This is a genomic window from Oryzifoliimicrobium ureilyticum (genome assembly GCF_037199735.1).
GTDB classification, from domain to species: domain Bacteria; phylum Pseudomonadota; class Alphaproteobacteria; order Rhizobiales; family Rhizobiaceae; genus Rhizobium; species Rhizobium ureilyticus.
The window spans coordinates 487287-509295 of sequence record NZ_JBBBVQ010000002.1; the positions used below are offsets into that span (position 1 = coordinate 487287).

Here is a 22009-nt window from a genome sequence, read left to right on the forward strand (position 1 = left end):
ATTCGTTTCGGGGCTACCGCCTTGATCCTTAGGCGGCGTCCTCAATAGCGGCCGCAGGTTTGGATGGCACATAGTTCAGCACCGGCCCAAGCCAACGCTCGACCTCTATGATGGGCATGCCCTTGCGGGCTGCGTAGTCCTCGACCTGGTCTCGCTCTACCTTGGCCACACCGAAGTAATAAGAATCCGGATGGCCGATATAAAGACCTGAAACGGACGATCCGGGCCACATCGCGTAGCTTTCCGTCAGGCTCACACCGGTGGCCTGCTCGGCGTCAAGAAGACGGAATAACGTCACTTTTTCCGTGTGATCAGGCTGTGCAGGATAACCGGGAGCTGGACGAATTCCCGCATATCCCTCGCCGATCAGGTCTTCGTTTGAAAGGGCTTCGTCTTTCGCATAGCCCCAGAATTCCTTACGCACCCGCTGATGCATACGCTCGGCAAAAGCTTCGGCAAAACGATCTGCCAACGCCTTGACCAGAATTGATGAATAGTCGTCATTGGCGCGCTCGAAACGCTCGGCGATTGCCACTTCCTCGATGCCTGCCGTTACAACGAAACCGCCCACGTAATCCGCAAGGCCGCTCTCGAGTGGAGCGACAAAATCGGAAAGGGCGACGTTCGGTCGGCCATCGCGTTTCGAAAGCTGTTGCCTCAGTGTGAAGAAAGTCGCCAATTCGCCCTGGCGACTATCATCGGCAAACAGCTTGATGTCGTCGCCGACAGATGCTGCCGGCCAGAAGCCGATGACGGCTCTCGGGCGAAACCATTTTTCTGCAATGATCTTGCCAAGCATTGCCTGTGCATCGTTCCAAAGCTGACGGGCCGCCTCGCCCTGCTTCTCATCGTCGAGAATGGCAGGATAACGGCCCCGCAGTTCCCAGGTCTGGAAGAATGGCGTCCAGTCGATGTAATCGACAAGCTCCTCCAAAGAATAGTCGTCGAAGACGCGCGTACCGAGGAAGTTCGGTTTCGTCGGCTTGTAGCTCGACCAGTCGATCTTTACCGCGTTTTCCCGTGCGCGCTGCAAAGGAAGGCGAACCTTTTCCGCCTCGCTCCGCGCATGCGCCTCGGCGACCTTGGCATATTCAGTGCGAATGCCGGCAATGTAGTTCTGACGCGAGTCCGGTGAAAGCAGCGAGGAAACTACGCTGACTGCGCGGCTCGCATCGGTCACATAGACGGCTTGGCCTTTGTTATAGCCGGGATGGATCTTCACGGCCGTATGGACACGGCTTGTCGTTGCGCCTCCGATCAGAAGCGGAATGTCAAAGCCTTGCCGCTCCATTTCCGAGGCAACATGGACCATTTCATCGAGAGATGGCGTAATGAGGCCCGACAAGCCGATCACATCGACCTTCTCGGCAACGGCTGTTTCGAGGATCTTCGTCGCCGGCACCATGACGCCAAGATCGATGATCTCGTAGTTGTTGCAGGCGAGCACGACGCCAACGATATTCTTGCCGATATCGTGCACGTCGCCCTTGACGGTCGCCATCAGGATCTTGCCCGCGGACTGGCGTCCCTCACCGCCATTGAGGCGCTTTTCTTCTTCCATGTAGGGAAGAAGAACGGCAACAGCCTGCTTCATGACACGCGCGGACTTCACGACCTGCGGCAGAAACATCTTACCGGAACCGAAGAGGTCACCGACAACATTCATGCCGGCCATCAACGGTCCTTCGATGACGTCAAGTGGACGCGCAGCCTTCTGTCTCGCCTCCTCGGTATCGGCATCGATGTATTCGGTGATGCCGTTCACCAATGCATGTTCCAGACGCTTTTCAACCGTCCATTCACGCCAGGTGAGATCTTGGGTTTTCGCTTCCTTCCCGCCCTGCCCACGATACCGTTCCGCCACCTCTAGGAGACGCTCGGTCGCGTCGGGGCTACGGTTCAAGACGACGTCTTCGCAAGCCTCCTTCAGGTCGGGATCGATCTGATCATAAACCGCAAGCTGGCCGGCATTGACGATGCCCATGTCCATGCCCGCCTGAATGGCGTGGTAGAGGAACACGGCATGCATTGCTTCGCGGACCGGTTCATTGCCGCGGAACGAGAAGGACAGGTTCGATACCCCGCCCGAGATATGAACAAGCGGCATTTCCTGGCGTATGGTCCGGGCGGCCTCGATAAAGTCGACGCCATAATTGTTATGCTCTTCGATACCCGTTGCCACCGCAAATACGTTCGGGTCGAAGATGATATCTTCCGGTGCAATGCCAGCCTCTTCCGTCAGCAGCTTGTAAGCACGCCGGCAAATCTCGACCTTGCGCTCATAGCTGTCGGCCTGCCCTGTTTCGTCGAAAGCCATCACGACGACGGCTGCGCCATAGTTGCGCAGAAGACGCGCCTGCTTCAGGAAGCTTTCTTCACCTTCCTTGAGCGAGATCGAATTGACGATGGGCTTGCCTTGAACGCACTTCAGACCTGCCTCGATGATCTGGAACTTGGATGAGTCGATCATCACAGGCACACGGGCAATATCGGGCTCCGCGGCAATAAGGTTCAGAAACTCGACCATGGCCTTTTCGGAATCGATCAGGCCTTCATCCATGTTGATGTCGATAATCTGCGCGCCGTTTTCAACTTGATCGCGCGCAACATCAAGCGCGGCATTGTAGTCAGCATTGGTAACCAGCTTACGAAACCGCGCAGAGCCGGTCACATTGGTGCGCTCGCCGACATTGACGAACGGAATGTCCTTCGTGAGCTCGAAGGGCTCGAGCCCCGAGAGCGACATGAAGGGACGATGTTCCACCGGCTTACGCGGTTGATAAGGCGCAACAGCTTCGGCGATTGCCTTGATGTGCTCTGGGGTCGAGCCGCAGCAACCGCCGACGACATTCACGAGCCCGTCTTTGGCAAAGCCCTCCACCTGAGCAGCCATCATATCGGGCGTCTCGTCATATTGGCCGAACTCGTTCGGCAAACCAGCATTCGGATAAGCGCAGATGAAGGTGTCGGAAACGCCCGACAGCTCCTGCAAATGCGGTCGCATTGCATTGGCACCGAGCGCGCAGTTCAGGCCGATGGTGAAAGGCTCGGCATGACGAACCGAGTTCCAGAACGCCGTCGGCGTCTGGCCGGACAGCGTGCGGCCCGACAGATCGGTGATCGTTCCCGAAATCATAACCGGCAGATGAATGCCCTTGGCGGCAAAGCGCTCTTCGCAGGCAAAGATCGCCGCTTTCGCGTTCAACGTATCGAAGATCGTTTCGATCAGAATGATATCAGCGCCGCCATCAATCAATCCGTCGATCTGCTCGGCATAAGCAAGCCGCAAATCATCAAAACTGACGGCACGATAGCCCGGATTATTGACATCGGGGGAAATCGACGCGGTACGGTTGGTTGGACCGATGGCGCCCGCAACGAAACGGCGGCGCCCATCCTCCCGCTCAGCGCGAAGGGCAGCGCGTCGAACGACCGCCGCACCCTCCTTGTTGAGGTCGTAGACCTCGCTTTCCATCTGGTAATCGGCCTGGGCGATGCGCGTCGACGAAAACGTGTTCGTTTCCAGAATGTCCGCACCGGCTTTGGCGTATTTGTAGTGGATTTCCTCAAGAGCATCAGGCTGGGTGAGAATCAAAAGGTCGTTGTTTCCCTTTTGATGGCAAGCGCAGCCGATAAACCTCGAACCACGAAAATCGTCTTCATCGAGACCGAGCTGCTGGATCTGCGTTCCCATCGCGCCATCCAGGATGAGGATACGTTCGCTAGCAGCTTTCTTCAGCGCTTCGAAAATGCCGCGATCGCCGCGCTTGTCGCTGTCGGAACCAAAAAGATTGTCAAACACGCGCGCACTCCTCGTTCGATATATCGCCCTAGATCACATAAAGATATCTTTATGTCAACATATAGCGGCGTCCCACAATGTCCGCACCTTGCCGGGTGACAGAGCTTTTTCCTCTCTATATAGCGATTTGGTAAGCACAGTCTGTATGAAACGGGAGGCACTATGACATCTGCAACGCTCGGCCCCTGGACCAGCCGAACCTACCATCGCCAATGGCTGCTGAAGCAGGCCGATGGCCTTTTCGATTTCTTCCAGAACAACTCGGTCAATCCGAAGGGCGGGTTCTTCGATCTCGATGACAGTGGTAAACCGCTTGATACCGAAGGACAGGTTCGTCCCGTTCACATTGCGGCGCGCGACGTACACTGCTTTTCGATTGGCACTTTGGTTGGACGCCCCGGTGCTGCCGATCTTGTCGATCATGGCATGCAATATATCTGGAACCATCATCGCGATCAAAAAAATGGGGGCTATTTCTGGTCGTTGAACAATGACGGGCCCGTTGACTCGACCAAGCAGGGATACGGCCACGCCTTCGTTCTCCTGGCCGGCTCATCGGCCAAGACCATTGGTCACCCACTGGCCGATGCCATGATTGCTGATGTCACGGACGTGCTGGAAAAGCATTTCTGGGAAGCCGAACACGGCGCAATCGCAGAAGAGTTTCAGGCCGACTGGTCGCCGATCGATGGTGGAAGTTACCGCGGCCAGAATTCCAACATGCACCTGACGGAAGCGTTGATGGCTGCCTATGAGGCGACGGGAGACAGCGACTATCTTGATAAGGCCGTTAGCATCACCGATTTGATCATCCGGCGCTCGGCCGGCTCCGTCGGCTGGCGCGTTGCCGAACACTTCAATGCCTCATGGCAGCTGGACAAAAATTATCGTGGCAACGAAATGTTTCGCCCATCTGGTACGACGCCAGGCCACGCGCTGGAATGGACACGGCTTGTCCTTCAATTGTGGTCGCTCTCCGGTCGACGTCACGACTGGATGCCCGATGCGGCCAAGAACCTGTTCAAGGAGGCCATGTCACTGGGGTGGGACAAGCAAAAGGGAGGCTTCTTCTATACACTCGACTGGGAAAACCGCCCAGCCCGTCGCGAAAAGCTTTGGTGGCCGGCTTGCGAAGCGGCTGCGGCAGCCCATTATCTGAACGAGCATTTCCCAAGCGATTTCTATGAGGAGAGCTACCGCAAGATCTGGAATGCAATCGATCGCTTCTTCATCGATCACGAAAACGGCGGATGGCACGAGGAACTGACTGAGGACCTGAAGCCGTCGCATTCGATCTTCCCAGGTAAGGGCGACATTTACCACGCTCTGCAAGCCTGCCTCATTCCGCTGTTCCCTGCGACAGCAAGCCTGACGAAAGTCGTTACAGAAGCTAGTGGAAAGCTCTGAGACCTACGCAGTGTTGCGCTCGAAAATGCTGTTCGGGCGCAACATGCCTTCCTTGAAAAGCGGCTCGGCTGGACCAATGCGGAGCCCGCCGATCTTTACGGAAGGCGGAGGTGCTCAAGGTCCTTGGCGAGGATCAGGCATAAAGCCTCGACAACAAGGTTATGATCGTCTCGCTGCGGAAGACCTGACACAGTGACGGCGCCGACACAGCCTGTGCCGCGCACGAAAATCGGAAAACTACCGCCATGAGAAGCATAATCGACATCGGATAGACCATTGTCTGCGACTGTCTTACCCTTGCTTTTCAGTTCCAGACCAACCGCATAACTGCTTTTGAAATATCGAAGAGCGACATTGCGTTTGCGCCTGATCCACTGCGCATTGTCGGGCGTCGAACCCGGTAGCGCAGCATAAAATACCGGCATTGACGCCAGTGTCACATCAATCGCGACACCTAACTCGCGTTCGCTCGCCATTTCCTGAAGCAGCTTACCAAGCTGCCAGCCGGTCGCCAGATCGAAACTGTCGAAAACAAGGGCATTTTCCTGCTCTGCGATCCTGGCGATATCCTCGTCCATCCTCATCCGCTCCTTTAGCTATTTGCGATTCTTTTACAGCATCTCAGGCAAAAGTGGTCAGCTTTTGCAACTGGATATGCAAAGGCAGAGGCAACACTCAGGGAAAGTCATCGAAAGGCGTCGATGTCGGATGATACCGGAGCCTGCGGAATAGAAAGGCGCTTTCTTGAGCCATGGTCGCTGAAGCAGTTAAGCCGTGGATCATCGCCTCACAAACGCATGCCGACAGGTTTGACCAATCATCTCGACGTTAAAGGCCTTGCCCGCGATCAGACGCTTTACGTCGGGGCGAAATTAGCAAGCGCTCCCTTATAAACTTTCGGCAAAGGTGCCGCATAAGAGCCGCGTTTGCTCGTTGTCAGACCCATCGACACCAGTGCCTCCGCCTGCTTGACGGCAGCAACGACACCATCAATTACGGGCACGCCATACTCGGTCTGCAGCGCGCGCGCCAGATCGGTCATTCCTGCACAGCCAAGCACGATCGCTTCAGCTCCGTCTTGGTCCAGCGCCTTTTCAATTTCAGCCTTCAAACGCGGCAGGGCGCCGCCAGCAGGGTCGTCCAGTTCAAGAACAGGGATGTCGGAAGCTCGCACCTTGGCGCGTGCTCCCATACCATAGCGACGCACAAGATTTTCAAGAAGAATACGCGAGCGCTCGAGCGTGGTGACGACGGTAAACCTCTGCGCAAGGAAACCCGCCGTCGCAATCGCCGACTCGCAAAGACCAAGCACGGGCACCGTGCAGAAGCTGCGGGCGGCTTCAAGTCCAGTATCGTCAAAACATGCGATCACGGCAGCATCATAGCCCTCTGCCTGCCGTGACTTCAGTTCGGCAATCAGACCAGGGATAGCAAAGGCGCCATCGTAATACCCCTCGATCGACACTGGTCCGGTTGATGCCGTTGCCGCGACAATTTCAGTCCCAGCGCCGGCAACCGTTCGAGCTGCCAGGGCCGCCTTTTCTGTCATCGAGGCCGTTGTATTAGGATTGACGAGAAGAATACGCATGAGATCAGCTTGCTTTCGCCTGGCGCCGCCGCAAAGCCGACATAAAGCCCAGAGCAGCGAGAATGATGGTGAAGGAGAAGACCGTCGTAACCGTACCAAGCGCATAAAGCACCGGTGTCGTGACATTGGTCGTCATGCCGTAAATCTCAAGCGGAAGCGTATTGTAGCTGCCCGATGTCATCAACGTTCTGGCGAACTCGTCATAAGAGAGCGTGAAACCAAAGAGCCCGACACCAACAAGGCTGGGCGCGATCATCGGCAAGACGACGTAGCAGAAAGTTTGCCAGGAAGACGCACCGAGATCGCGCGCGGCCTCTTCATACGAAGGCGAAAACCGATTGAAGACGGCGAACATGATCAGCACGCCAAATGGCAGCGTCCAGGTCAGATGAGCACCGAAAGCAGACGAATACCAATTCGGCTGAATACCGATCTGCTGAAAGACGACACCGATGCCGAGTGAAATAATGATCGAAGGTACGACGAGGCTTGCGACGGTCGCGTAAAATAAAGCGGTGGCACCGATAAAGCGGCGGCGAAAGGCAAGTCCAGCCAGCAGCGATACGACAACCGTTACGACCATCACCATCAGGCCAAGAAAGAAAGACCGCTGGAAAGAGGCGCCGAAATCGCCAACCGCCTGCTTTTCGAAAAGATTGAAAAACCAGTGCAGCGATACCCCGTTCAGCGGGAATGTCAGCCCTCCATCCGGCCCCTGAAAGGACAGGATGAGAACGGCGGACAGGGGTCCGTAAAGGAACAGAACGAAGACCGCAAAGAAGATGGAAAGAACGTAAAACTCCGCCGTGCGCTTGTCATGATGCATCTTACAACTCCTTACGGATGTCGACGACCCGCAGGATGGCAGAGACCATCAGGAGAACGACGACCAGAAGGACAACGGCATTGGCGGCGGCAGCCGGATATTGCAGCAGCGACATCTGATTTTTCATCATGAGAGCGACGGAAGCGCTCTGCCCTCCGGACATCACCTGCACCGTCGAAAAATCTGCCATGACGAGCGTGACGACAAAGATAGTCCCGATTGCCATTCCAGGCTTTGCCAGCGGAAGAACGACATTCCACAAAATCTGCCAGCCCGACGCGCCGGCATCCCGCGCCGCTTCGAACAGCGAGCGATCAATGCGCATCAGCGTGTTGAAGATCGGTGTCACCATAAAGAGGGTGTAAAGATGCACCATGGCGAGCACGACAGCAAAATCCGAATAAAGAAGCCACTCGACCGGTTTTGGCACGATCCCAAGATCGACGAGAGCCTGGTTCACAAGACCGTTGCGCCCGAGGACCGGAATCCAGGAAATCATTCTGATGATATTCGACGTCATGAAGGGGACGGTGCAGACGAGGAAGAGGATCATCTGCATCGAGGTTCTACGAACATGGAATGCGAGAAAATAAGCCACCCAGAAGCCGATGAAGAGGGTCAGCATCCAGACGATGGCGGTAAACTTCAAAGTATTGAGATAAGTTTTCCATGTCACCCACGAGCCAAGTGACTCCGTGTAGTTCATGGTCAGAAATGCCGGGTAGATTCCAGCAAAGTCGTAATCCCAGAAACTGACGACGGCAATCATCAGGATCGGCAGCACGAAGAAGAAACCGATGATGAGGATGAGCGGAGCCGATTGAAGATAGGACACCAGCCCTGGCGGCAAGCGAAACGCAGGCTTTTCCGGCTTTTGCGCTTTCTCCACCTTGGGCGGCGGCACAATGATCGTCATATTCCTTCGGCTCCTGCAGATCTCGTCGGTCGAGGCGGTTTTCCTCCGTCGCCGGAGGAAGACCGATGTTATGATCACGCCGCGATGAATTCGTTCCAGCGGCGAACCATGTAGCGGTCCTCGTCCATGACCGAGTTCCAGCATGCCACGTGGCCCATGCGCTCGTCGAACGAGCCCCCGTCGCGCACGGCGCCTGCCTTTTCCATCACCTTGCCTTCCGGCGAAAGGATGTCGCCCTGGGCCGGCTTGCCTTCGATCCAATAGCCCCATTCATCCGCGCTCATGAAGTTTTTGGCAGTTTCCATGCAAGCCGAATAATAGCCCTGGCGATTGAGATAACCGCCAACCCAACCGGACGTATACCAGTTGATATACTCATAAGCCGCATCAAGCTGCGCGCCCTTCAGGTGAGCGGCAAGACCAAGGCCGCCGCCCCAGGCACGATAGCCTTCCTTCAATGGCTGGTATTTGCAGGCAATGCCCTTTGAGCGCACGGCGGCAACGGCCGGCGACCACATCGACTGGATGACAACCTCGCCGGACGCCATCAGGTTGACGGACTCGTCGAAGCTCTTCCAGAAGGCACGGAATTGACCGTCCTGCTTTGCCTTGATCAGGAACTCGATCGTCTTGTCGATTTCGGCCTTGGTCATATTGCCCTTATCGGCATATTTGATCTTGCCCATGGCTTCCATGATCATCGCGGCGTCCATGATGCCGATCGACGGAATATTGAGGATCGATGTCTTTCCCTTGAAGGCCGGATCCATGATATCGGCCCAGGTGGTGATTTCGCGACCAACCAGGTCGGGGCGAATGCCAAGCGTATCGGCATTGTAGATCGTCGGCATCATGGTGAGCCACTGGGTCGGCTCCTTGGCAAACGTCTTCGCGCCGGGCTTATCGACAAAGCCCACCGTATGAGGAGCGGTGCCTTGTGCGATCGTGCTGTCGGGCTTCAACTTGCCGGTGATGAAGAGCGGCACGATCTTGTCGTAATATTTCAGCTTCTTGACATCCATCGGCTGCAAGACGCCGGCCGGATAGACCTTTTTGGCAATCCAGTATTCCACATCTGCGATATCGTAGCTGTTCGGCTGCGTTACCGCACGCTGGGCGGCGGCATCAGAGTCGGTCGCCGTCATTTCCAGCGTAATGCCAAGATCCTGTTTGCACTTCTCGGCGATCGCGTTGATGTTGGAAACACCCGTGCCGAACTGCCTCAACGTGATGTTGGATTGCGCCCAGATGGTGGGAAAGCCGGTGATCAGTCCGGAGCCAGCCGCAGCGCCAACAGCTGCAGCGCCGGTCTTCAACAGCGAGCGGCGCGAAATACCCTTTGCGCCCTTGGCTTTAGATCGCTTCTCATCAGTCATGTTTTCGTTCCCCTTGTTGAGATGGCAAATTATGCAGAAAGACGGCCTAAGAGGATGACATCCTCCAGAGCCCAGCTCAGCGGCACCGCTTCGCCGATATTGACAGGCATGGCGAAATAGTCGGCGTCGCTTACAATGATGGTAAAGTCGTCGCTGCCAGCGCCGGCGACGGTGATCTTGACCGAGGCCCCGCGATACTCGACGTTCGAAACAACGCCATTGAAGCCAAGCGTCTTGTCGGTAGCGCCGCGCAGAATGACGCGGTCCGTGCGAATACCGATATCGACGGGCTCACCAACCTCACGTCCTTCGCCCTTGACGACAAAGGTTTGGCCTTCGGGAACTTCCATGGTGATAAGCCCATCGGACACTGACACGATGCGGCCGGACAAAACATTATGGTCGCCCATGAAACGCGCAACAAAGGCCGTTGCTGGGCGCTCAAATACTACTCTCGGCGGTGCCGCCTGCTCGATCCGCCCGTCGTTCATGACGACGACCAGATCGGCGAGCGCCATAGCCTCCTCCTGGCTGTGGGTGACGTGGACGAAGGTGATGCCGAGAAGCTTTTGGAGGCGCTTCAGCTCAGCCCGCATTCGGATCTTCAAGAATGGATCGAGTGCCGACAAAGGTTCGTCGAGCAGAAGCGCCTCAGGATCTGTTATGAGAGCCCTCGCAAGGGCGACGCGCTGCTGCTGACCGCCGGAAAGCTGTGCAGGACGTCGTCCCGCATAAGCATCCATCTGCATGAGCTTCAGCATCTCAAGCGCTTTGGCATGGCGCTCTTGCTTTTCCACGCCCTTCATCTTGAGGCTGAACGCGACATTATCGATGAGGTCGAGATGCGGGAAAAGCGCGTAGGACTGAAACATCATCGCCGTGCCGCGCTTGGCCGGCGGAAAGTCAGTGACCACCGTATTGCCGAGCCTGATGTCGCCGGACGAAATGCTTTCGTGGCCAGCAATCATTCTCAAGGTCGAAGTCTTGCCGCATCCGGAAGGCCCGAGCAGGCAGCAATAAGAGCCGGCCGGAATTTTCAGACTGATGGACTGCACCGCCGTTGTCGTGCCGTAAATTTTCGAAACGGATGCAATATCGATCTCTGCCGCCTTCGACATCATGTCTCCCCTGTTACGGTTAAGCCGATGCATCTTGCATGCCATGTCGATTTGAAGCGGATAAACCGATGAAAATTTTGGTATTTTACCAAGTGCACAAAAAATACGCTGAGATCCGAGCATGAAAATATTGCCTTATAAATAGGCTTTTGTGCACATGCAGTGCAGATGATTGTATTCGATTTGTGCTCACATTCGAATGCGATTCTGGGTTCCTTTTTCGCATGAAGCAGCTATGCTTTTGAAATGCGGGAACGATGACATGAACGATCGAGAAGCGATTTTATCACCCTATGGCGAGGGAGACGGCGGCACACAACATATTCGTGAGGCCATCCGAACTGCAATCGTCGAGCGGCGATTGTCTCCAGGCACAAAATTGTCTGAAAGTGATGTTGGCAGCCTCTTCAATGTCAGCCGGACATTGGCACGGGCAGCACTTCAGGCACTTTCATACGAAGGTCTCGTCAGGGTGGAGCGTAACAGGGGGGCGTTTGTTGCCTATCCGTCGCCGGAGGAAGCGCGCCAGATTTTCGCCGCTCGACAACTGGTTGAACCAGGCATTCTAAGGCAGGCGGCCGGCAACATCACGAGCGACGACATTAGCCGCCTGAAACAGCTTCTCGCTGATGAGGGCAAGTTGATGAACGAGCGAGGTCAGACGGCCCGTCGTGCGGAGATCAAGGCCTCAGGCGACTTTCATCTGGAAATTTCCGCATTGTCGCAAAATCTTGTTCTTCACCGCTTCATGGAGGAACTGATTGCCCGCTCCTCACTGGTGATCGCGCTTTACGGGCGCTCCACTGCGTCAAGCTGCGGCCACAATGAGCACGAACATATTCTTGAGTGTCTTGCAAAGAACAATATTGATGCAGCATGCCAGACGATGCTGCATCATATCGAGCATATTGAAGCCGATCTCGATCTTCGCGAACGCCGTGGCGTCAGCCTGAAGGAAGCGTTCGAACTTTAGCGACGACGGCGTCCATGCCTGATTTTCTCGTTACAGCTTCTACTTCAAAACCGAGGCGGAATTAGGCAATTCCGCTGGCGCCTGTCCGATCGCGGTCAAGATCGTTTCTACATCCACGGGCTCGTAAGAGCGCAAGATTGGCTCCCCGTCGTAACCAAGGAGGATGACGGCGAACCGCCCATGCTCAGGCCCTTGTAGTTTGTCTCGGATCTCATCGGCATCGAGATCGGCGGAGGCATCGAACAGGGGAAACACACCGCCGCCCGCAACACGAAAAACCTCGATGTCCTCGTGAATAAGCTGCATCTGGAAATTCTTGAGAAACGCATCCTGACGCGCGGCGCGATCATCTTCGGCATCGACAAAGATCAGCAGTGTATGCTTCCTGCCAATCAGAGGCGCAAGACATTTTGGCCGCTCTTGTGCGGGGCGTTCGCCGCCGAGAATCTCATGGACGATGGACTTCAGCATGGCTGGTCTCCTTCCTCCAGATCGAACGTATCGCGACAAAAGACGTTCCACTGCCCGTTGAAACTGGATAGCGGTTGTTGCTTCCAGAAGGCGCGACCATTATAAAAAATATTTCGCCCCATGGCGGGGCGAAACATCATCAGGCAATATATGAATTTAAATTAGCTTCGAGAACGGCGCTCGATTGTTTTGCTCGCGACAGCAACCGGATCTGCAACCCCGTTTGCAAGCAAACGCTTCCTAACAAGCACGCTCATCACACGAGCGGCGGTCGAAAAGCTCATCTGGTCCAGCGGTCCCTCGCCTTCCCAGGGTTTCGTCAGTCTTTCAGTCACTGCCTCAACAATATTCTTCGGGACAATGTCCGTGCAGTGCCGCATTGCCTCAAAGACTTCGCGAATGGGGACAATCCGACCTTCGAACATTACGATCGGTTCCGTTACTTCATTGTCATCCCATTCTTCGTAGGCATAAAGAGCCTCACGGAAGAGCTGCTGAAGGGTAAACGGGGCATGGCCGTTATGGAGCGGCGGCAAGGCGTTCGTCATGTCTGTCTCCTCTCACAGGATGTAGCCTTTTATTCCCGTTATCGGTCAGCCGAACGCGGGTGAGGCAGCGCATCTACCCTCTGCGGACCGAAACACGATCAATGTTATAGTGTAATAAATCCGTGATCAAAGACTTTTTGCGCCGAAGCACACCTTGCGCAGCGCGCGATTGTCCTAAGGTGCTGATCTTTAAGCGATCAGCGCCTCATATTTTTCGGTCTGGCTCTGGTATTAATACTAATCTTGAATGGCAAAAACCATCTGCACATTCACGTTATAGGTGTTTTCGCCATTTTGCACTGGCACGCCGGCATCGGCTTCCTTCATCATGGTTGCGCGCATCATAGGCGCAGGCGCAGGTGGCATCGCAATCGAATTTTGCTCGCGGATCTCGATCGGCTTACCAAGAATCACCTGAGCTGCATCAGCCAAGACCTTGGCCTTTTGCATGGCATTGGCCACGGCCTTGCGGCGCGCTTCCTCCATTGCGCTGTCTGTATTGTCGTTGATGAATTGAATTTGGCCGCCCTGATTGATCCCGAGCATCACAGCCTGATCAAGGACGCCACCAAGTTTCGACAGATCGCGCAAGCGAACGGAAACTGAATTCGAAACCTGATAGCCGACGAGTTGTGGTGGCTTGTTCTCATTGTTCTGGTTTTGCGGATAAACATATTGCGGCTGCACGGAAAAACCCGATGTCTGAAGATCCTTGTCCGCCACGCCCGCCTTCTTCAAGCCATCGATCACCGCGGCCATCGCTTTGTTATTTTCATCGAGAGCAGCCTTGGCTGTCTTGTCATTCTTGACGACAGAAAAATCGAGAAGTGCTGTATCCGGCGCCATCGTAGCGCGTCCTTCAGCGGTGACCACGATTGTGGGCTTCTGCACCCCCTCCTCCGCTGCCAAAGCTGGCAAACTTGATGATGCTGCGAAGATGGCAACGGGCAGGCTGAGCGCGAAGGCACGGACGATCGACATCGGCAAGAACTTCCTTGATTTGTTTCCCACGCTTTTGTCGCGTGTGATTGTGAAGCCAATGCGGCAATGCCTTGTGATAAGTCATAAATTACGTTAGAGGCTTTCGCGCCGGGGAGCCATTGCTCCGGCAACCGCGCAACGCGCAGGGCCTGTAGCTCAATGGTTAGAGCCGGCGGCTCATAACCGCTTGGTTGGGGGTTCGAGTCCCTCCGGGCCCACCATCATTATCATTATCTCCTTGTCTTTTCAGGTTAATTTCTGCCTGTTCGTCCCACCTTTTCGGAGGCGGTTGTAGCGCGGCGCGCGGTTTTGCAATTTTTTCACTTGGTTTTGCAATTTTGAGAAATAGTTCAAAGGCCATTTGAAGGCTCTTCTAGAAGCGCGGGCTTGAACGGCCGGCCGCGTCGTGGCTGAACGAATGAACCTCTATCAGTACGATAACGACCTTTAGAGACGAAAATACCCTCGCTGCAGGACAGCGAGGGTACCCATCATTTGTTTCTTCGGCCCTTCCGCCGTTCGATCTCCTGGCACATCCAGATCCCAACGTGATAGCGTTCGCACTAACTCTCCAGTGAGGCGCTTAGATATGAAACCGAAGAACATTCGAGAAGCAGCCGCTCGATCGCTTTGCCGTTTTGACGGCCATCCCGAAAATATTTCATTCGAAGGCAAGCCGATGTGGAAATCTTACCTTCCTCAGGCGGACGCTGTTCTTGCAGCCGTCATGCCTGAGGAGTTGGAAAAGGTTCGCTCCGAAGAACTGTAGCCCCATCATTTACTTCTGGGAAGCCTTTGCCGTCGCCTCGGTTTCGATCTCGCGACGGTAGGCATTGGTAAAGCGCTGGAACCACCATTCGGCGTCTTGCAGCTTAATATCGACACTCCGCAGAGCATCAATCATGTCGGCTTGTACTTTGCGCCTCCAGACGTAAGCGGCATTCGCTATCTCCTGCTATTCCGAGGGCTGAGGGTCTGTCATCTTGACTTCCTTTCGAGTCCAATGGTTTCGAGCCGATCGCACCCCATCATTTGATGCTAGGGCGGTGGGGTTACTTGACGCCGCAAGCCATGCGTCGTCTATTGCGGCAGCACCTGCCAATCTAGGATGATCCATGATGAACAAGGCTCTCCCGCCAATTGTGGCTTATTGCAACAATCGATCACCAGCAGAGACGCAGAAAGTCTCAACCACAATCGCATCGTTACTGAAGAGTGACGTTCGCACCGAGCAAGCGCCAGGGTTGGCCGGTCCCAACGATTTCGTACAGGTCATGCTCGACGCGGCCAAGTGGTGGCCCCTTGCCATACTCGTAAAGCCATTCTTTGAAGGTTTCCTGGGCTCTGCCGGTGAAGATGCATGGAAAGCACTAAAAGGATTGGTACGCAAAACTCCACAGAGTACCGACGCGTCTGGTGAGGACCTGACAACGCTCTACGTATCACTCAACAACATTGTTCAGAACGGCGAGACTGTCAGTCTTGGTTTCCCGACATTCGACGATGAAGACTATTACAGGCAAAATGGACGATCCGGATTTGCAATTGAATTCTCTGAGCCATTTTCGCCGGAGGAGTTCGGACGTGCAATTGTTGTGCTAAGCCGCGTGGTTCCCGATCTGGAAAGAGCGATCAGCGGGGAATTCACCTCCGAAGAGCCTCCTTTGTCGCTTGGTGATCAAGCGAAGGTTCTTCTCGAGGCGAAGGACAACCACGGGTCCAACTCTGACATGAGTTCACCGATCCACATCTCGAAATCAGATGGGTCGATATACGTACGTACACACAACTTGAGAGTTTTGCTTTACACCGGTCAGGGTGAACGTATCTGGCCACCCGAGGACATCGCGTCGTAATGCTGGAAATCGCGGTAGGTTAACAGCCCCAACGTCAATCACCGTGGCGCTGTCTAAAGCAATTCTCGCAGATGATGCTTGATGCCAAGATTTGGTATCAATCCTGCCGAGTGCCCAATGCGATAAAGATCGCGGGAGCTACCGAAAGCCACCAACCACGATAGCGCACTTAATAGCAGCGCAATGATCAAGATCTGAACCCTCATACGAGTCAAATGCCCTTACATCTTGGCCACACTAGGGCGTTCGGTTAAGCCAGTCTCTCATAAGGCGCCGCGTATTGACCGCCCAAATATGACGGCTATCGTGCCAGTTCTGCGCAGCAGAATAGAGTAGAGTAGAGTAGAGTAGAGTAGAGTTCTGACTTTAGGAAAACCAAATGCTCCACAAGTGTTTCAAGCTGTTGCCGCTGATCGTTCTGATGGTGCTCGGCACATTTCAGGCTGCGAGTGCAGCCCAATCATACTGCGACGATATCCAGACATTGGTCACAACCACACCAGTGATTGAGCAAGGCCCTGCGAAGCTTAAACAAGCTAGGCAACAGCAGAGGGTTCAGTTAGCCAACCCAAAACTTTTGGTTGTGGGTGACTCGATTGCATTTCGTTGGGGGCCAACGCTACGTCGAGATTTTCCTACTATCTCAGCTCAGAACTTTGGCGTTGGAGCCGACAAAACCCAGGAGACATTGTGGCGCTTAACAAACCTCAGACCTGCAGTAGACCCTAAAGTAGCGATCATCATTATCGGAACCAATAATATCACCGATAATGGCGCAGCTCCTTGTGGAGTAGCCGCCGGTATTATCGCAGTCGCGAAGCAAGTTCGCGAGAATTGGCCCACCACGCGTATAGTTATCGTCCCTATTTTGCCTCGCGGCCCAAGTTTTGCTTATCGCAAAGACGCTATAGCTGAAACAAACAAGATCGTTTCTGACAACTTCGCCCAGGATTCTTCTATTGCAATAGCTGCTCAAGACGAAGCTAGCTTGACTTGCAGTTGGAGCTCGTCAAAATGTGTCAACTTCGATGACGATATGCTCCACCCTAGCAGTCAAGGATATGTGGTTCTTGCCGAAAGCGTAAAGCAAGCCGCAATTCGGCGCTTCGGAATGAACCCATTCGAATAGAGAATTATGGACAATAATATAGCGAAGACGCCAAAAGAATTTTTCCTGTGTCTTGAAGGCATAAGAGGAATTGCCGCAATTGTCGTTGCTACACGGCACATCGACTACTTCAATCCAGTCAAGACACCGATGAGCTTTCTTGCGGTAGATTTGTTTTTTGTTCTCAGTGGGTTCGTTATTGCCTACAACTACGAGAGCAAACTTCGATCCGGGGCGACTTCTTTTGCATCATTCATCTTCAGCCGACTTGTGAGGATTTACCCTCTATATATCCTGGGATCCTCGATTGGACTGACGTGTATTTTACTTCAAAATTCGAGCAATCTTGCGGGTCTTTCAAAAGACTTCGGCCTTGCGTTGTTCTTTCTCCCCGACTTGGCAAAGCTTCCAATTTATCCCTTCAATCATCCAGCATGGTCACTGTTCTCGGAATTGGCCTTTAGCTTTATCTATGCTGGTCTTTTGGTTCAACGGCGGTCGGCGATCATTGCCGTCACCGCACTTATTAGCTTTGTGGGGTTTAGCTACGCCGTGGTCAGTAACGGGAGCGCCGACGTTGGCTATCAGCCTTCCTTTTTCCTGTTTGGTCTTTTGCGAATAAGCTGCTCATTCTCGATAGGCGTGCTGATCTTCCGTCATCGCCATTACCTTGAAGCTAAGCTGAGAATGCCTCGCATCGGGGCAGGAACAGGCACGCTGCTGATTTACTGCGTGACTTTTATCGCTTTAGCCTTACCGCTGCCGCGTCGCCTGGTCGGATTGACAATCGCGTATGACTTGTTTGTCGTTGCCGTCGTGTTTCCAATTCTGGTCGTGCTTGCACTTCAATGTAAGCCGATCGGCAAGGCTGGGAGCGTCTCAAAGCTTCTTGGAAAGATTTCCTTTCCCCTCTACGCCGTCCATGCGCCTCTGGTAATCGTCTGCGACCTAGTGTTCGGTAGCGAAGCACTGATGAAGCTTGCCCCGGCATCCGGCTTTCTTATGTTGCTGGCATTTATCGGAATTTCCATTGCCCTTGAAAAATACTTCGATGCTCCGATTCAACGGAGAAGGCGGCGCAAGCTTATTGCGCCGCTACCACCTGAAACCGTCATCAGTTCAGCTTAATCCATCCGGCAGTTCCCGTACCTCTGTAGATATAGAGACCCGCGCCAGTTCCACTAATGACGTTCACGCCGGTATAGGCTGGTGTCGCAGCCCAATAGACCTGATCGCCATCCTGTGGGGTAAGGACAGTCGTAGCGGCGAGCGAAGCTCGCCCACTCCGGCGAAGGCGAGCAGTTCCCGACGATACTAGCGTTATTGCGCTTGCACCTGCCCCCGACACACGAACATCTTCAAGCGAAAGCAAGGCGGACCCTGTCACCACTCTGGCAATGTTGTTTGGCGTGTCCAGCACACCTCCGTTAAATAATACGTCTGCGTTGAAGGCACCGTTCACATAGACAGGGTGCGTACATGACAAGACGTTGCAATCTCGGAAAGTAAGCGTGACGGCGTTGCCGGAAGAGACAGCAGAGTTGATCTGCACCAATTCCTTTACACCGTTGAAGTAGCCGTTGGAGACCACCCCATTAACGATTTGAGCGGTCGACGATGTAAGAACGATGCCCTGTCCATCACTGCCACCAGCAGGGCCAACAATCCGCACGCCATCAGATCGAAGAAACTTAATAACGCCATTCACAATAAGCCATGCGCTCGGCAACTGATAGCCTGGGGCCGTGGTTATCCGGTCAAGCGTCAGATCGTCAATGACGGAAGCTTGTCCGGTCGTATACTGGCCGTGAACCATAGACGCAATCTGAGCCGTGGACGTGTTCTTATTGATCTTGAGGCCGTCGACAACGATCCGTTCAGCAACGGTCTTGTTAGCCCAGTTGACGAACATCTGAGGCGTTGCAGTGCCGTTATTCGGCGTCCATTGGCAATCTCGGAAAATCAAATCGTTAACCGAGAGAGCAGTAAAGCCGATGACAGCGGAAACCGGATAGCGGCATGTGCCCTGCGAGCAATCAAAGTGCACATTCTCGACAACGAAATTCCGCACCGTCAGATCGTTTTGACCGTCTGCACCTCCCGCGCCATTTTGCTTCTTGAACAGGAGCCCTTCGGGACCGAGCGTGATTATCTGGCCATTTGAAATCTTAACGTTCTCGACCAAACCAGCGCCCGAATACTCTCCAGCTACAAGCTGATCAGCATCCATAATGACCATGATGTTGTTCGCGCCGAGGCTGCTTTTCGTGCCGTCAACCACAAAGCCGTCAACGGTAACGTCATGGATATTGCCGACGCCTGTACCGGTTTGAGTGGTACGTGTACCAGCTAGGAAGACGAGGAAGTAACCTGCGCGAGCCGATAGATTTGAACCATAATAGGCGCAGTTCTTGATTCTGACATCGGAGATATCGCCTACCGTGGGCGAGCTGCGGTGCCAGTCCCAGGCATTAAGCGCAATGAATGCGTCAGCGCTGGTCCCGACACAATGGTCAATCAGGATGTTGTACGATGTCCCATTAATGTGCAGGAAGTCTCGGTTCGTGTCGCACGTCAGATCCCGGAAAACCGCATTTGAGCCGATAAACTGAATGCAGAAGCCATTGCAGTTTATGAAACGGCAATTCGTCATCTTAAAGCCGGCGACGCCGATGAAGTTCGTGTCGCCTTGAATGCCTGCCAAAGGATTAGAAGGATCGGAGGTCACTAGCGACGAGTTGTTGTTAGCGTAGTTACCGTCCCAGATGCCGCCCCTGATCTCAATGTTCACGTCTACGTTCGTAGCCATGTTTTCATTGTGAGCCATTGAGTGGTTGCCGACCGCGTTATTCACCTTCTGCAGCGTGATGCCGCTAGCAATCTCAAAAATGGTATTGCTTGAAAAGATGAGTGGGGAATTGATGACGTAAGTGCCGGCATCGCCAAGGACGATGACATGAGCGCCGCCCGCCGTCTTTGCTGCGGTCAACCCAGCCTGAATAGCAGCGGTCGCTGCGGATGCATTTGCCTGACCAGACATTGCGCTTGTCAGGACCACAAACTGCCATTCGTTTGATATAGCAATCAGGCTGTTCAGCTTTTGGCGGACTGACAAGCCGGTGTCCGAATTAGAGATTAGAGCAAGCGTCATCGGTGTTAGTCCTTCCACTGGGCGGTGTCATCCCACACGCCTGCGTCGTTCCAAATATTAGCTGCGAGAATCCAGAGGCTCGGCAGCACACCCCCACCGCCCTGTGTGACGGCGCGGCCGAACGTCCGGCCCAGTTTGTTTGTGATCTTCAGCGCTGTCATTCGACGCTCCAGGCTGAAAAGTGCTTGCCGTCCCGGTTGGCGCTCCAGACCAGTTTGACCGACTGAAGCTTGACCGGCAGGTGGATGAAGGCCTCGGACCCGAGCTTCACCGATGCGACCGATTCATAAGGAGCCGCCGCGTCGGCCCGGCCGAACAGTTCCACGACCGCTGTCGATCCTTCATCCGTGTGGACCTGGATCAGCGTGTCGGCCGCCGGCGACCAAGCGGCAGTCTCACCGCTCTCGGCCGTTAGATTGTTGATGCGTACCGTCATCGTTTAAACCCCCTGTGAAAGAACCATTGCGGCATCGATCTCGGCCGTCGTCGTGATGGTTCCGGCCTTGATGGCGTCGTAGACTTCCTTTTCCTTGGCGAAGGACGCCTGGACGTGCTGCGCTACGGCCGCGCCGATCGCGGTCAGCTGCGCCGAGGTGAGGCTCACGAACCCGTCCTTCGTCTTGAACTCGACGGTCAGGTCCGGATCTTCCTTGGCATAGGCAAAAGCACCCGTGATCATGGACTGGCTTTGCCGATCGGTTTCGATCCGCATCCCCTGCAGCGTGATGCCGCCCGTTTCGAGCTGGTAGCGCTTGGCCGCGAGGTAGGCGAAGAGATCGACGGCTTCAGGTGTTGGCGTCCAGGTCGCAACGACGCTCGCCACAGACTGCGGGATCTCCGGCCAGTCGGTCACCGTCTCCATAAGGGCGTCTTCTGCCTTGCTGAGCTGCGCCTCGATCGCAAGGCGCTCTTCGTCCGGCAGCCCCTTGATGAGCATGATGGCCGTCCCAAGCCAGAAATCCTGGGCGTTCCACATTTGCTGACGGCCGAGCCAGATCGCGACGGCCGGCATCCAGCGTTCCGACCTGTTCTCCTTGCGAGCCGACAAGAGGGCGTCGACCATGGCCTCGTACATGCTGTCGATGCGATACATCAGATTTCCTTTCGATCGCGGTTGAGGTCCGGCCAAAGGGCATCGTCCTCGATGTCCAGCGCTTCGCCTGATTTGATAAGGTCTTTGAGGGTGCGGGCAGCGAGATACATCTCACTGGCGAAGGTCATGGCAGCGTCGCCAAAGGCGATTATGGTCTGCGGCAGCATGGCGACCTTCGCATTGTCGGCCGCGATCCAGACCATCGACCCGCTGCCGGCGACGGTGTCGTTCATGCGAGCCGCCATGCCGACCGCAAAGCCGATATTGGCGCGGCTGCGATCGTCGGCCTGAAACCGCTTGCCATCGAAGACAAAGCCATAGGCCAGCCGCCGATCCCGTTCCTTTGCGATCTCTTCGATCGGATCTTTCCTGACGACGTTAACCCGCATGGATGACGATCCCTTTCGGCAGGTAAGGCACGGGCGGCTCGATATAGAAGTGATAGTCGTCGGCCGTGTCGGCCGAGAACTCGATCCTGTCGTGGCCTCGCTCCCAGGAGCCGCCAAAATGGATATCGGTTCCTTCCGGCAAAGGGATCGTGATGAGCGTGTTGAGGCCAACGCTGTAGGCGTCCTCGATCTCCATGGCCTGCAGGGGCAGCAAAAGGCCGTCCCTGACGTAGGAGGTCGAGGGAACGTTGAAGGGATCGGCTGGAGGCTGGCGAAGCTTCAGGATCTCGCCGTCGCCATGGCTTTCTGGCTCGAAGCCGAAGGGATAGCTGGAGATCTGCTTTATCCGACCTGTCTGCGGATCATAGAGAACGTACCAGTTGAGGATCTGCGTTTCGAACATGCC

23 protein-coding genes and 1 tRNA gene are annotated in these 22009 nt (G+C 54.9%); 7 read left to right on the plus strand and 17 right to left on the minus strand.

The window, feature by feature from the left end:
• Positions 1 to 28 precede the first annotated feature (28 nt).
• Positions 29 to 3802, minus strand: coding sequence for a methionine synthase (metH, locus tag VQ830_RS05340; RefSeq protein ID WP_337267030.1), 3774 nt, complete (start codon positions 3800 to 3802; stop codon positions 29 to 31).
• Between the two features lie 162 nt (positions 3803 to 3964).
• Between metH and VQ830_RS05345 the strand changes: the two genes are divergently transcribed.
• A complete protein-coding gene (locus tag VQ830_RS05345; protein ID WP_337267031.1) occupies positions 3965 to 5209 on the plus strand; it encodes an AGE family epimerase/isomerase in 1245 nt (414 codons plus the stop codon).
• Between the two features lie 95 nt (positions 5210 to 5304).
• On the opposite strand, the gene VQ830_RS05350 is transcribed toward VQ830_RS05345, so the two are convergent.
• From VQ830_RS05350 to VQ830_RS05375, 6 genes are all read right to left on the minus strand, one after another.
• The gene (locus tag VQ830_RS05350) at positions 5305 to 5793 is read right to left on the minus strand and encodes a heme-degrading domain-containing protein (protein WP_337267032.1); all 489 of its coding nucleotides are present in this window, start codon (positions 5791 to 5793) and stop codon (positions 5305 to 5307) included.
• 272 nt (positions 5794 to 6065) lie between these two features.
• Positions 6066 to 6797 carry an aspartate/glutamate racemase family protein gene (locus VQ830_RS05355; RefSeq protein WP_337267033.1) on the minus strand — a complete coding sequence of 244 codons (732 nt, stop codon included), beginning with the start codon at positions 6795 to 6797 and terminating at the stop codon, positions 6066 to 6068.
• Between the two features lie 4 nt (positions 6798 to 6801).
• Positions 6802 to 7623, minus strand: a complete 822-nt coding sequence (locus tag VQ830_RS05360; protein WP_337267034.1) for an ABC transporter permease — start codon at positions 7621 to 7623, stop codon at positions 6802 to 6804.
• A 1-nt stretch (position 7624) separates the two neighbouring features.
• Positions 7625 to 8512 (minus strand): ABC transporter permease, encoded by an 888-nt coding sequence (locus VQ830_RS05365; RefSeq protein WP_337267134.1) that lies wholly within the window; start codon positions 8510 to 8512, stop codon positions 7625 to 7627.
• A 101-nt stretch (positions 8513 to 8613) separates the two neighbouring features.
• On the minus strand, positions 8614 to 9915 hold the full coding sequence (locus VQ830_RS05370) for an ABC transporter substrate-binding protein (protein WP_337267035.1): 1302 nt from the start codon (positions 9913 to 9915) through the stop codon (positions 8614 to 8616).
• A 29-nt stretch (positions 9916 to 9944) separates the two neighbouring features.
• Positions 9945 to 11033, minus strand: coding sequence for an ABC transporter ATP-binding protein (locus VQ830_RS05375; RefSeq protein ID WP_337267036.1), 1089 nt, complete (start codon positions 11031 to 11033; stop codon positions 9945 to 9947).
• Between the two features lie 262 nt (positions 11034 to 11295).
• Between VQ830_RS05375 and VQ830_RS05380 the strand changes: the two genes are divergently transcribed.
• The gene (locus VQ830_RS05380) at positions 11296 to 12006 is read left to right on the plus strand and encodes a GntR family transcriptional regulator (protein ID WP_337267037.1); all 711 of its coding nucleotides are present in this window, start codon (positions 11296 to 11298) and stop codon (positions 12004 to 12006) included.
• Positions 12007 to 12045: 39 nt separating this feature from the next.
• Here VQ830_RS05380 and VQ830_RS05385 read toward each other — a convergent pair whose 3' ends face one another.
• From VQ830_RS05385 to VQ830_RS05395, 3 genes are all read right to left on the minus strand, one after another.
• The gene (locus VQ830_RS05385) at positions 12046 to 12477 is read right to left on the minus strand and encodes a DUF4174 domain-containing protein (protein WP_337267038.1); all 432 of its coding nucleotides are present in this window, start codon (positions 12475 to 12477) and stop codon (positions 12046 to 12048) included.
• 161 nt (positions 12478 to 12638) lie between these two features.
• Positions 12639 to 13025, minus strand: a complete 387-nt coding sequence (locus tag VQ830_RS05390; protein ID WP_337267039.1) for a BRA0787 family protein — start codon at positions 13023 to 13025, stop codon at positions 12639 to 12641.
• Between the two features lie 237 nt (positions 13026 to 13262).
• Positions 13263 to 14006 (minus strand): SIMPL domain-containing protein, encoded by a 744-nt coding sequence (locus VQ830_RS05395; protein ID WP_337267040.1) that lies wholly within the window; start codon positions 14004 to 14006, stop codon positions 13263 to 13265.
• Between the two features lie 145 nt (positions 14007 to 14151).
• Here VQ830_RS05395 and VQ830_RS05400 point away from each other — a divergent pair.
• A tRNA-Ile gene (locus VQ830_RS05400) sits at positions 14152 to 14227 on the plus strand.
• A gap of 368 nt (positions 14228 to 14595) precedes the next feature.
• Positions 14596 to 14775, plus strand: coding sequence for a hypothetical protein (locus VQ830_RS05405; RefSeq protein WP_337267041.1), 180 nt, complete (start codon positions 14596 to 14598; stop codon positions 14773 to 14775).
• 9 nt (positions 14776 to 14784) lie between these two features.
• On the opposite strand, the gene VQ830_RS05410 is transcribed toward VQ830_RS05405, so the two are convergent.
• Positions 14785 to 14910, minus strand: coding sequence for a hypothetical protein (locus VQ830_RS05410; protein ID WP_337267042.1), 126 nt, complete (start codon positions 14908 to 14910; stop codon positions 14785 to 14787).
• A gap of 214 nt (positions 14911 to 15124) precedes the next feature.
• Here VQ830_RS05410 and VQ830_RS05415 point away from each other — a divergent pair, with 214 nt between their 5' ends.
• The 3 genes from VQ830_RS05415 to VQ830_RS05425 all read left to right on the plus strand — a co-directional run bounded on the left by VQ830_RS05415 (position 15125) and on the right by VQ830_RS05425 (position 18098).
• Positions 15125 to 15862 (plus strand): hypothetical protein, encoded by a 738-nt coding sequence (locus VQ830_RS05415; protein ID WP_337267043.1) that lies wholly within the window; start codon positions 15125 to 15127, stop codon positions 15860 to 15862.
• 379 nt (positions 15863 to 16241) lie between these two features.
• Positions 16242 to 16991, plus strand: coding sequence for a GDSL-type esterase/lipase family protein (locus VQ830_RS05420; protein ID WP_337267044.1), 750 nt, complete (start codon positions 16242 to 16244; stop codon positions 16989 to 16991).
• A gap of 6 nt (positions 16992 to 16997) precedes the next feature.
• On the plus strand, positions 16998 to 18098 hold the full coding sequence (locus VQ830_RS05425; protein ID WP_337267045.1) for an acyltransferase family protein: 1101 nt from the start codon (positions 16998 to 17000) through the stop codon (positions 18096 to 18098).
• Here VQ830_RS05425 and VQ830_RS05430 read toward each other — a convergent pair.
• Genes VQ830_RS05430 through VQ830_RS05455 form a run of 6 tightly spaced genes read right to left on the minus strand, consistent with a single transcriptional unit; the run spans position 18085 to position 22006 of the window.
• Positions 18085 to 20121: a glycoside hydrolase family protein gene (locus VQ830_RS05430; protein WP_337267046.1), complete on the minus strand. Its 2037-nt coding sequence runs from the start codon at positions 20119 to 20121 to the stop codon at positions 18085 to 18087. The genes VQ830_RS05425 and VQ830_RS05430 overlap by 14 nt on opposite strands.
• A gap of 5 nt (positions 20122 to 20126) precedes the next feature.
• Positions 20127 to 20282 (minus strand): hypothetical protein, encoded by a 156-nt coding sequence (locus tag VQ830_RS05435; RefSeq protein WP_337267047.1) that lies wholly within the window; start codon positions 20280 to 20282, stop codon positions 20127 to 20129.
• Positions 20279 to 20557 carry a hypothetical protein gene (locus VQ830_RS05440; protein WP_337267048.1) on the minus strand — a complete coding sequence of 93 codons (279 nt, stop codon included), beginning with the start codon at positions 20555 to 20557 and terminating at the stop codon, positions 20279 to 20281. Before VQ830_RS05440 ends, VQ830_RS05435 begins: the two co-directional genes overlap by 4 nt.
• A gap of 3 nt (positions 20558 to 20560) precedes the next feature.
• Positions 20561 to 21214 carry a DUF4376 domain-containing protein gene (locus tag VQ830_RS05445; RefSeq protein WP_337267049.1) on the minus strand — a complete coding sequence of 218 codons (654 nt, stop codon included), beginning with the start codon at positions 21212 to 21214 and terminating at the stop codon, positions 20561 to 20563.
• A complete protein-coding gene (locus VQ830_RS05450) occupies positions 21214 to 21603 on the minus strand; it encodes a DUF4376 domain-containing protein (RefSeq protein WP_337267050.1) in 390 nt (129 codons plus the stop codon). Before VQ830_RS05450 ends, VQ830_RS05445 begins: the two co-directional genes overlap by 1 nt.
• Positions 21593 to 22006: a hypothetical protein gene (locus VQ830_RS05455; protein ID WP_337267051.1), complete on the minus strand. Its 414-nt coding sequence runs from the start codon at positions 22004 to 22006 to the stop codon at positions 21593 to 21595. Before VQ830_RS05455 ends, VQ830_RS05450 begins: the two co-directional genes overlap by 11 nt.
• Positions 22007 to 22009: the final 3 nt, after the last annotated feature.

Excerpts from the sequence above, each read along its gene's own strand:
- VQ830_RS05405 (WP_337267041.1), top strand. The coding sequence starts at position 14,596 with ATGAAACCGAAGAACATTCGAGAAGCAGCCGCTCGATCGCTTTGCCGT.
- VQ830_RS05410 (WP_337267042.1), bottom strand. The coding sequence starts at position 14,910 with ATGATTGATGCTCTGCGGAGTGTCGATATTAAGCTGCAAGACGCCGAA.
- VQ830_RS05425 (WP_337267045.1), top strand. The coding sequence starts at position 16,998 with ATGGACAATAATATAGCGAAGACGCCAAAAGAATTTTTCCTGTGTCTT.
- VQ830_RS05370 (WP_337267035.1), bottom strand. The coding sequence starts at position 9,915 with ATGACTGATGAGAAGCGATCTAAAGCCAAGGGCGCAAAGGGTATTTCG.
- VQ830_RS05390 (WP_337267039.1), bottom strand. The coding sequence starts at position 13,025 with ATGACGAACGCCTTGCCGCCGCTCCATAACGGCCATGCCCCGTTTACC.
- VQ830_RS05385 (WP_337267038.1), bottom strand. The coding sequence starts at position 12,477 with ATGCTGAAGTCCATCGTCCATGAGATTCTCGGCGGCGAACGCCCCGCA.
- VQ830_RS05350 (WP_337267032.1), bottom strand. The coding sequence starts at position 5,793 with ATGAGGATGGACGAGGATATCGCCAGGATCGCAGAGCAGGAAAATGCC.
- VQ830_RS05415 (WP_337267043.1), top strand. The coding sequence starts at position 15,125 with ATGAACAAGGCTCTCCCGCCAATTGTGGCTTATTGCAACAATCGATCA.
- VQ830_RS05445 (WP_337267049.1), bottom strand. The coding sequence starts at position 21,214 with ATGTATCGCATCGACAGCATGTACGAGGCCATGGTCGACGCCCTCTTG.
- VQ830_RS05355 (WP_337267033.1), bottom strand. The coding sequence starts at position 6,797 with ATGCGTATTCTTCTCGTCAATCCTAATACAACGGCCTCGATGACAGAA.
- VQ830_RS05420 (WP_337267044.1), top strand. The coding sequence starts at position 16,242 with ATGCTCCACAAGTGTTTCAAGCTGTTGCCGCTGATCGTTCTGATGGTG.
- VQ830_RS05455 (WP_337267051.1), bottom strand. The coding sequence starts at position 22,006 with ATGTTCGAAACGCAGATCCTCAACTGGTACGTTCTCTATGATCCGCAG.
- VQ830_RS05435 (WP_337267047.1), bottom strand. The coding sequence starts at position 20,282 with ATGACAGCGCTGAAGATCACAAACAAACTGGGCCGGACGTTCGGCCGC.
- VQ830_RS05360 (WP_337267034.1), bottom strand. The coding sequence starts at position 7,623 with ATGCATCATGACAAGCGCACGGCGGAGTTTTACGTTCTTTCCATCTTC.
- VQ830_RS05395 (WP_337267040.1), bottom strand. The coding sequence starts at position 14,006 with ATGTCGATCGTCCGTGCCTTCGCGCTCAGCCTGCCCGTTGCCATCTTC.
- VQ830_RS05375 (WP_337267036.1), bottom strand. The coding sequence starts at position 11,033 with ATGTCGAAGGCGGCAGAGATCGATATTGCATCCGTTTCGAAAATTTAC.
- VQ830_RS05380 (WP_337267037.1), top strand. The coding sequence starts at position 11,296 with ATGAACGATCGAGAAGCGATTTTATCACCCTATGGCGAGGGAGACGGC.
- VQ830_RS05450 (WP_337267050.1), bottom strand. The coding sequence starts at position 21,603 with ATGCGGGTTAACGTCGTCAGGAAAGATCCGATCGAAGAGATCGCAAAG.
- VQ830_RS05430 (WP_337267046.1), bottom strand. The coding sequence starts at position 20,121 with ATGACGCTTGCTCTAATCTCTAATTCGGACACCGGCTTGTCAGTCCGC.
- VQ830_RS05440 (WP_337267048.1), bottom strand. The coding sequence starts at position 20,557 with ATGACGGTACGCATCAACAATCTAACGGCCGAGAGCGGTGAGACTGCC.
- VQ830_RS05345 (WP_337267031.1), top strand. The coding sequence starts at position 3,965 with ATGACATCTGCAACGCTCGGCCCCTGGACCAGCCGAACCTACCATCGC.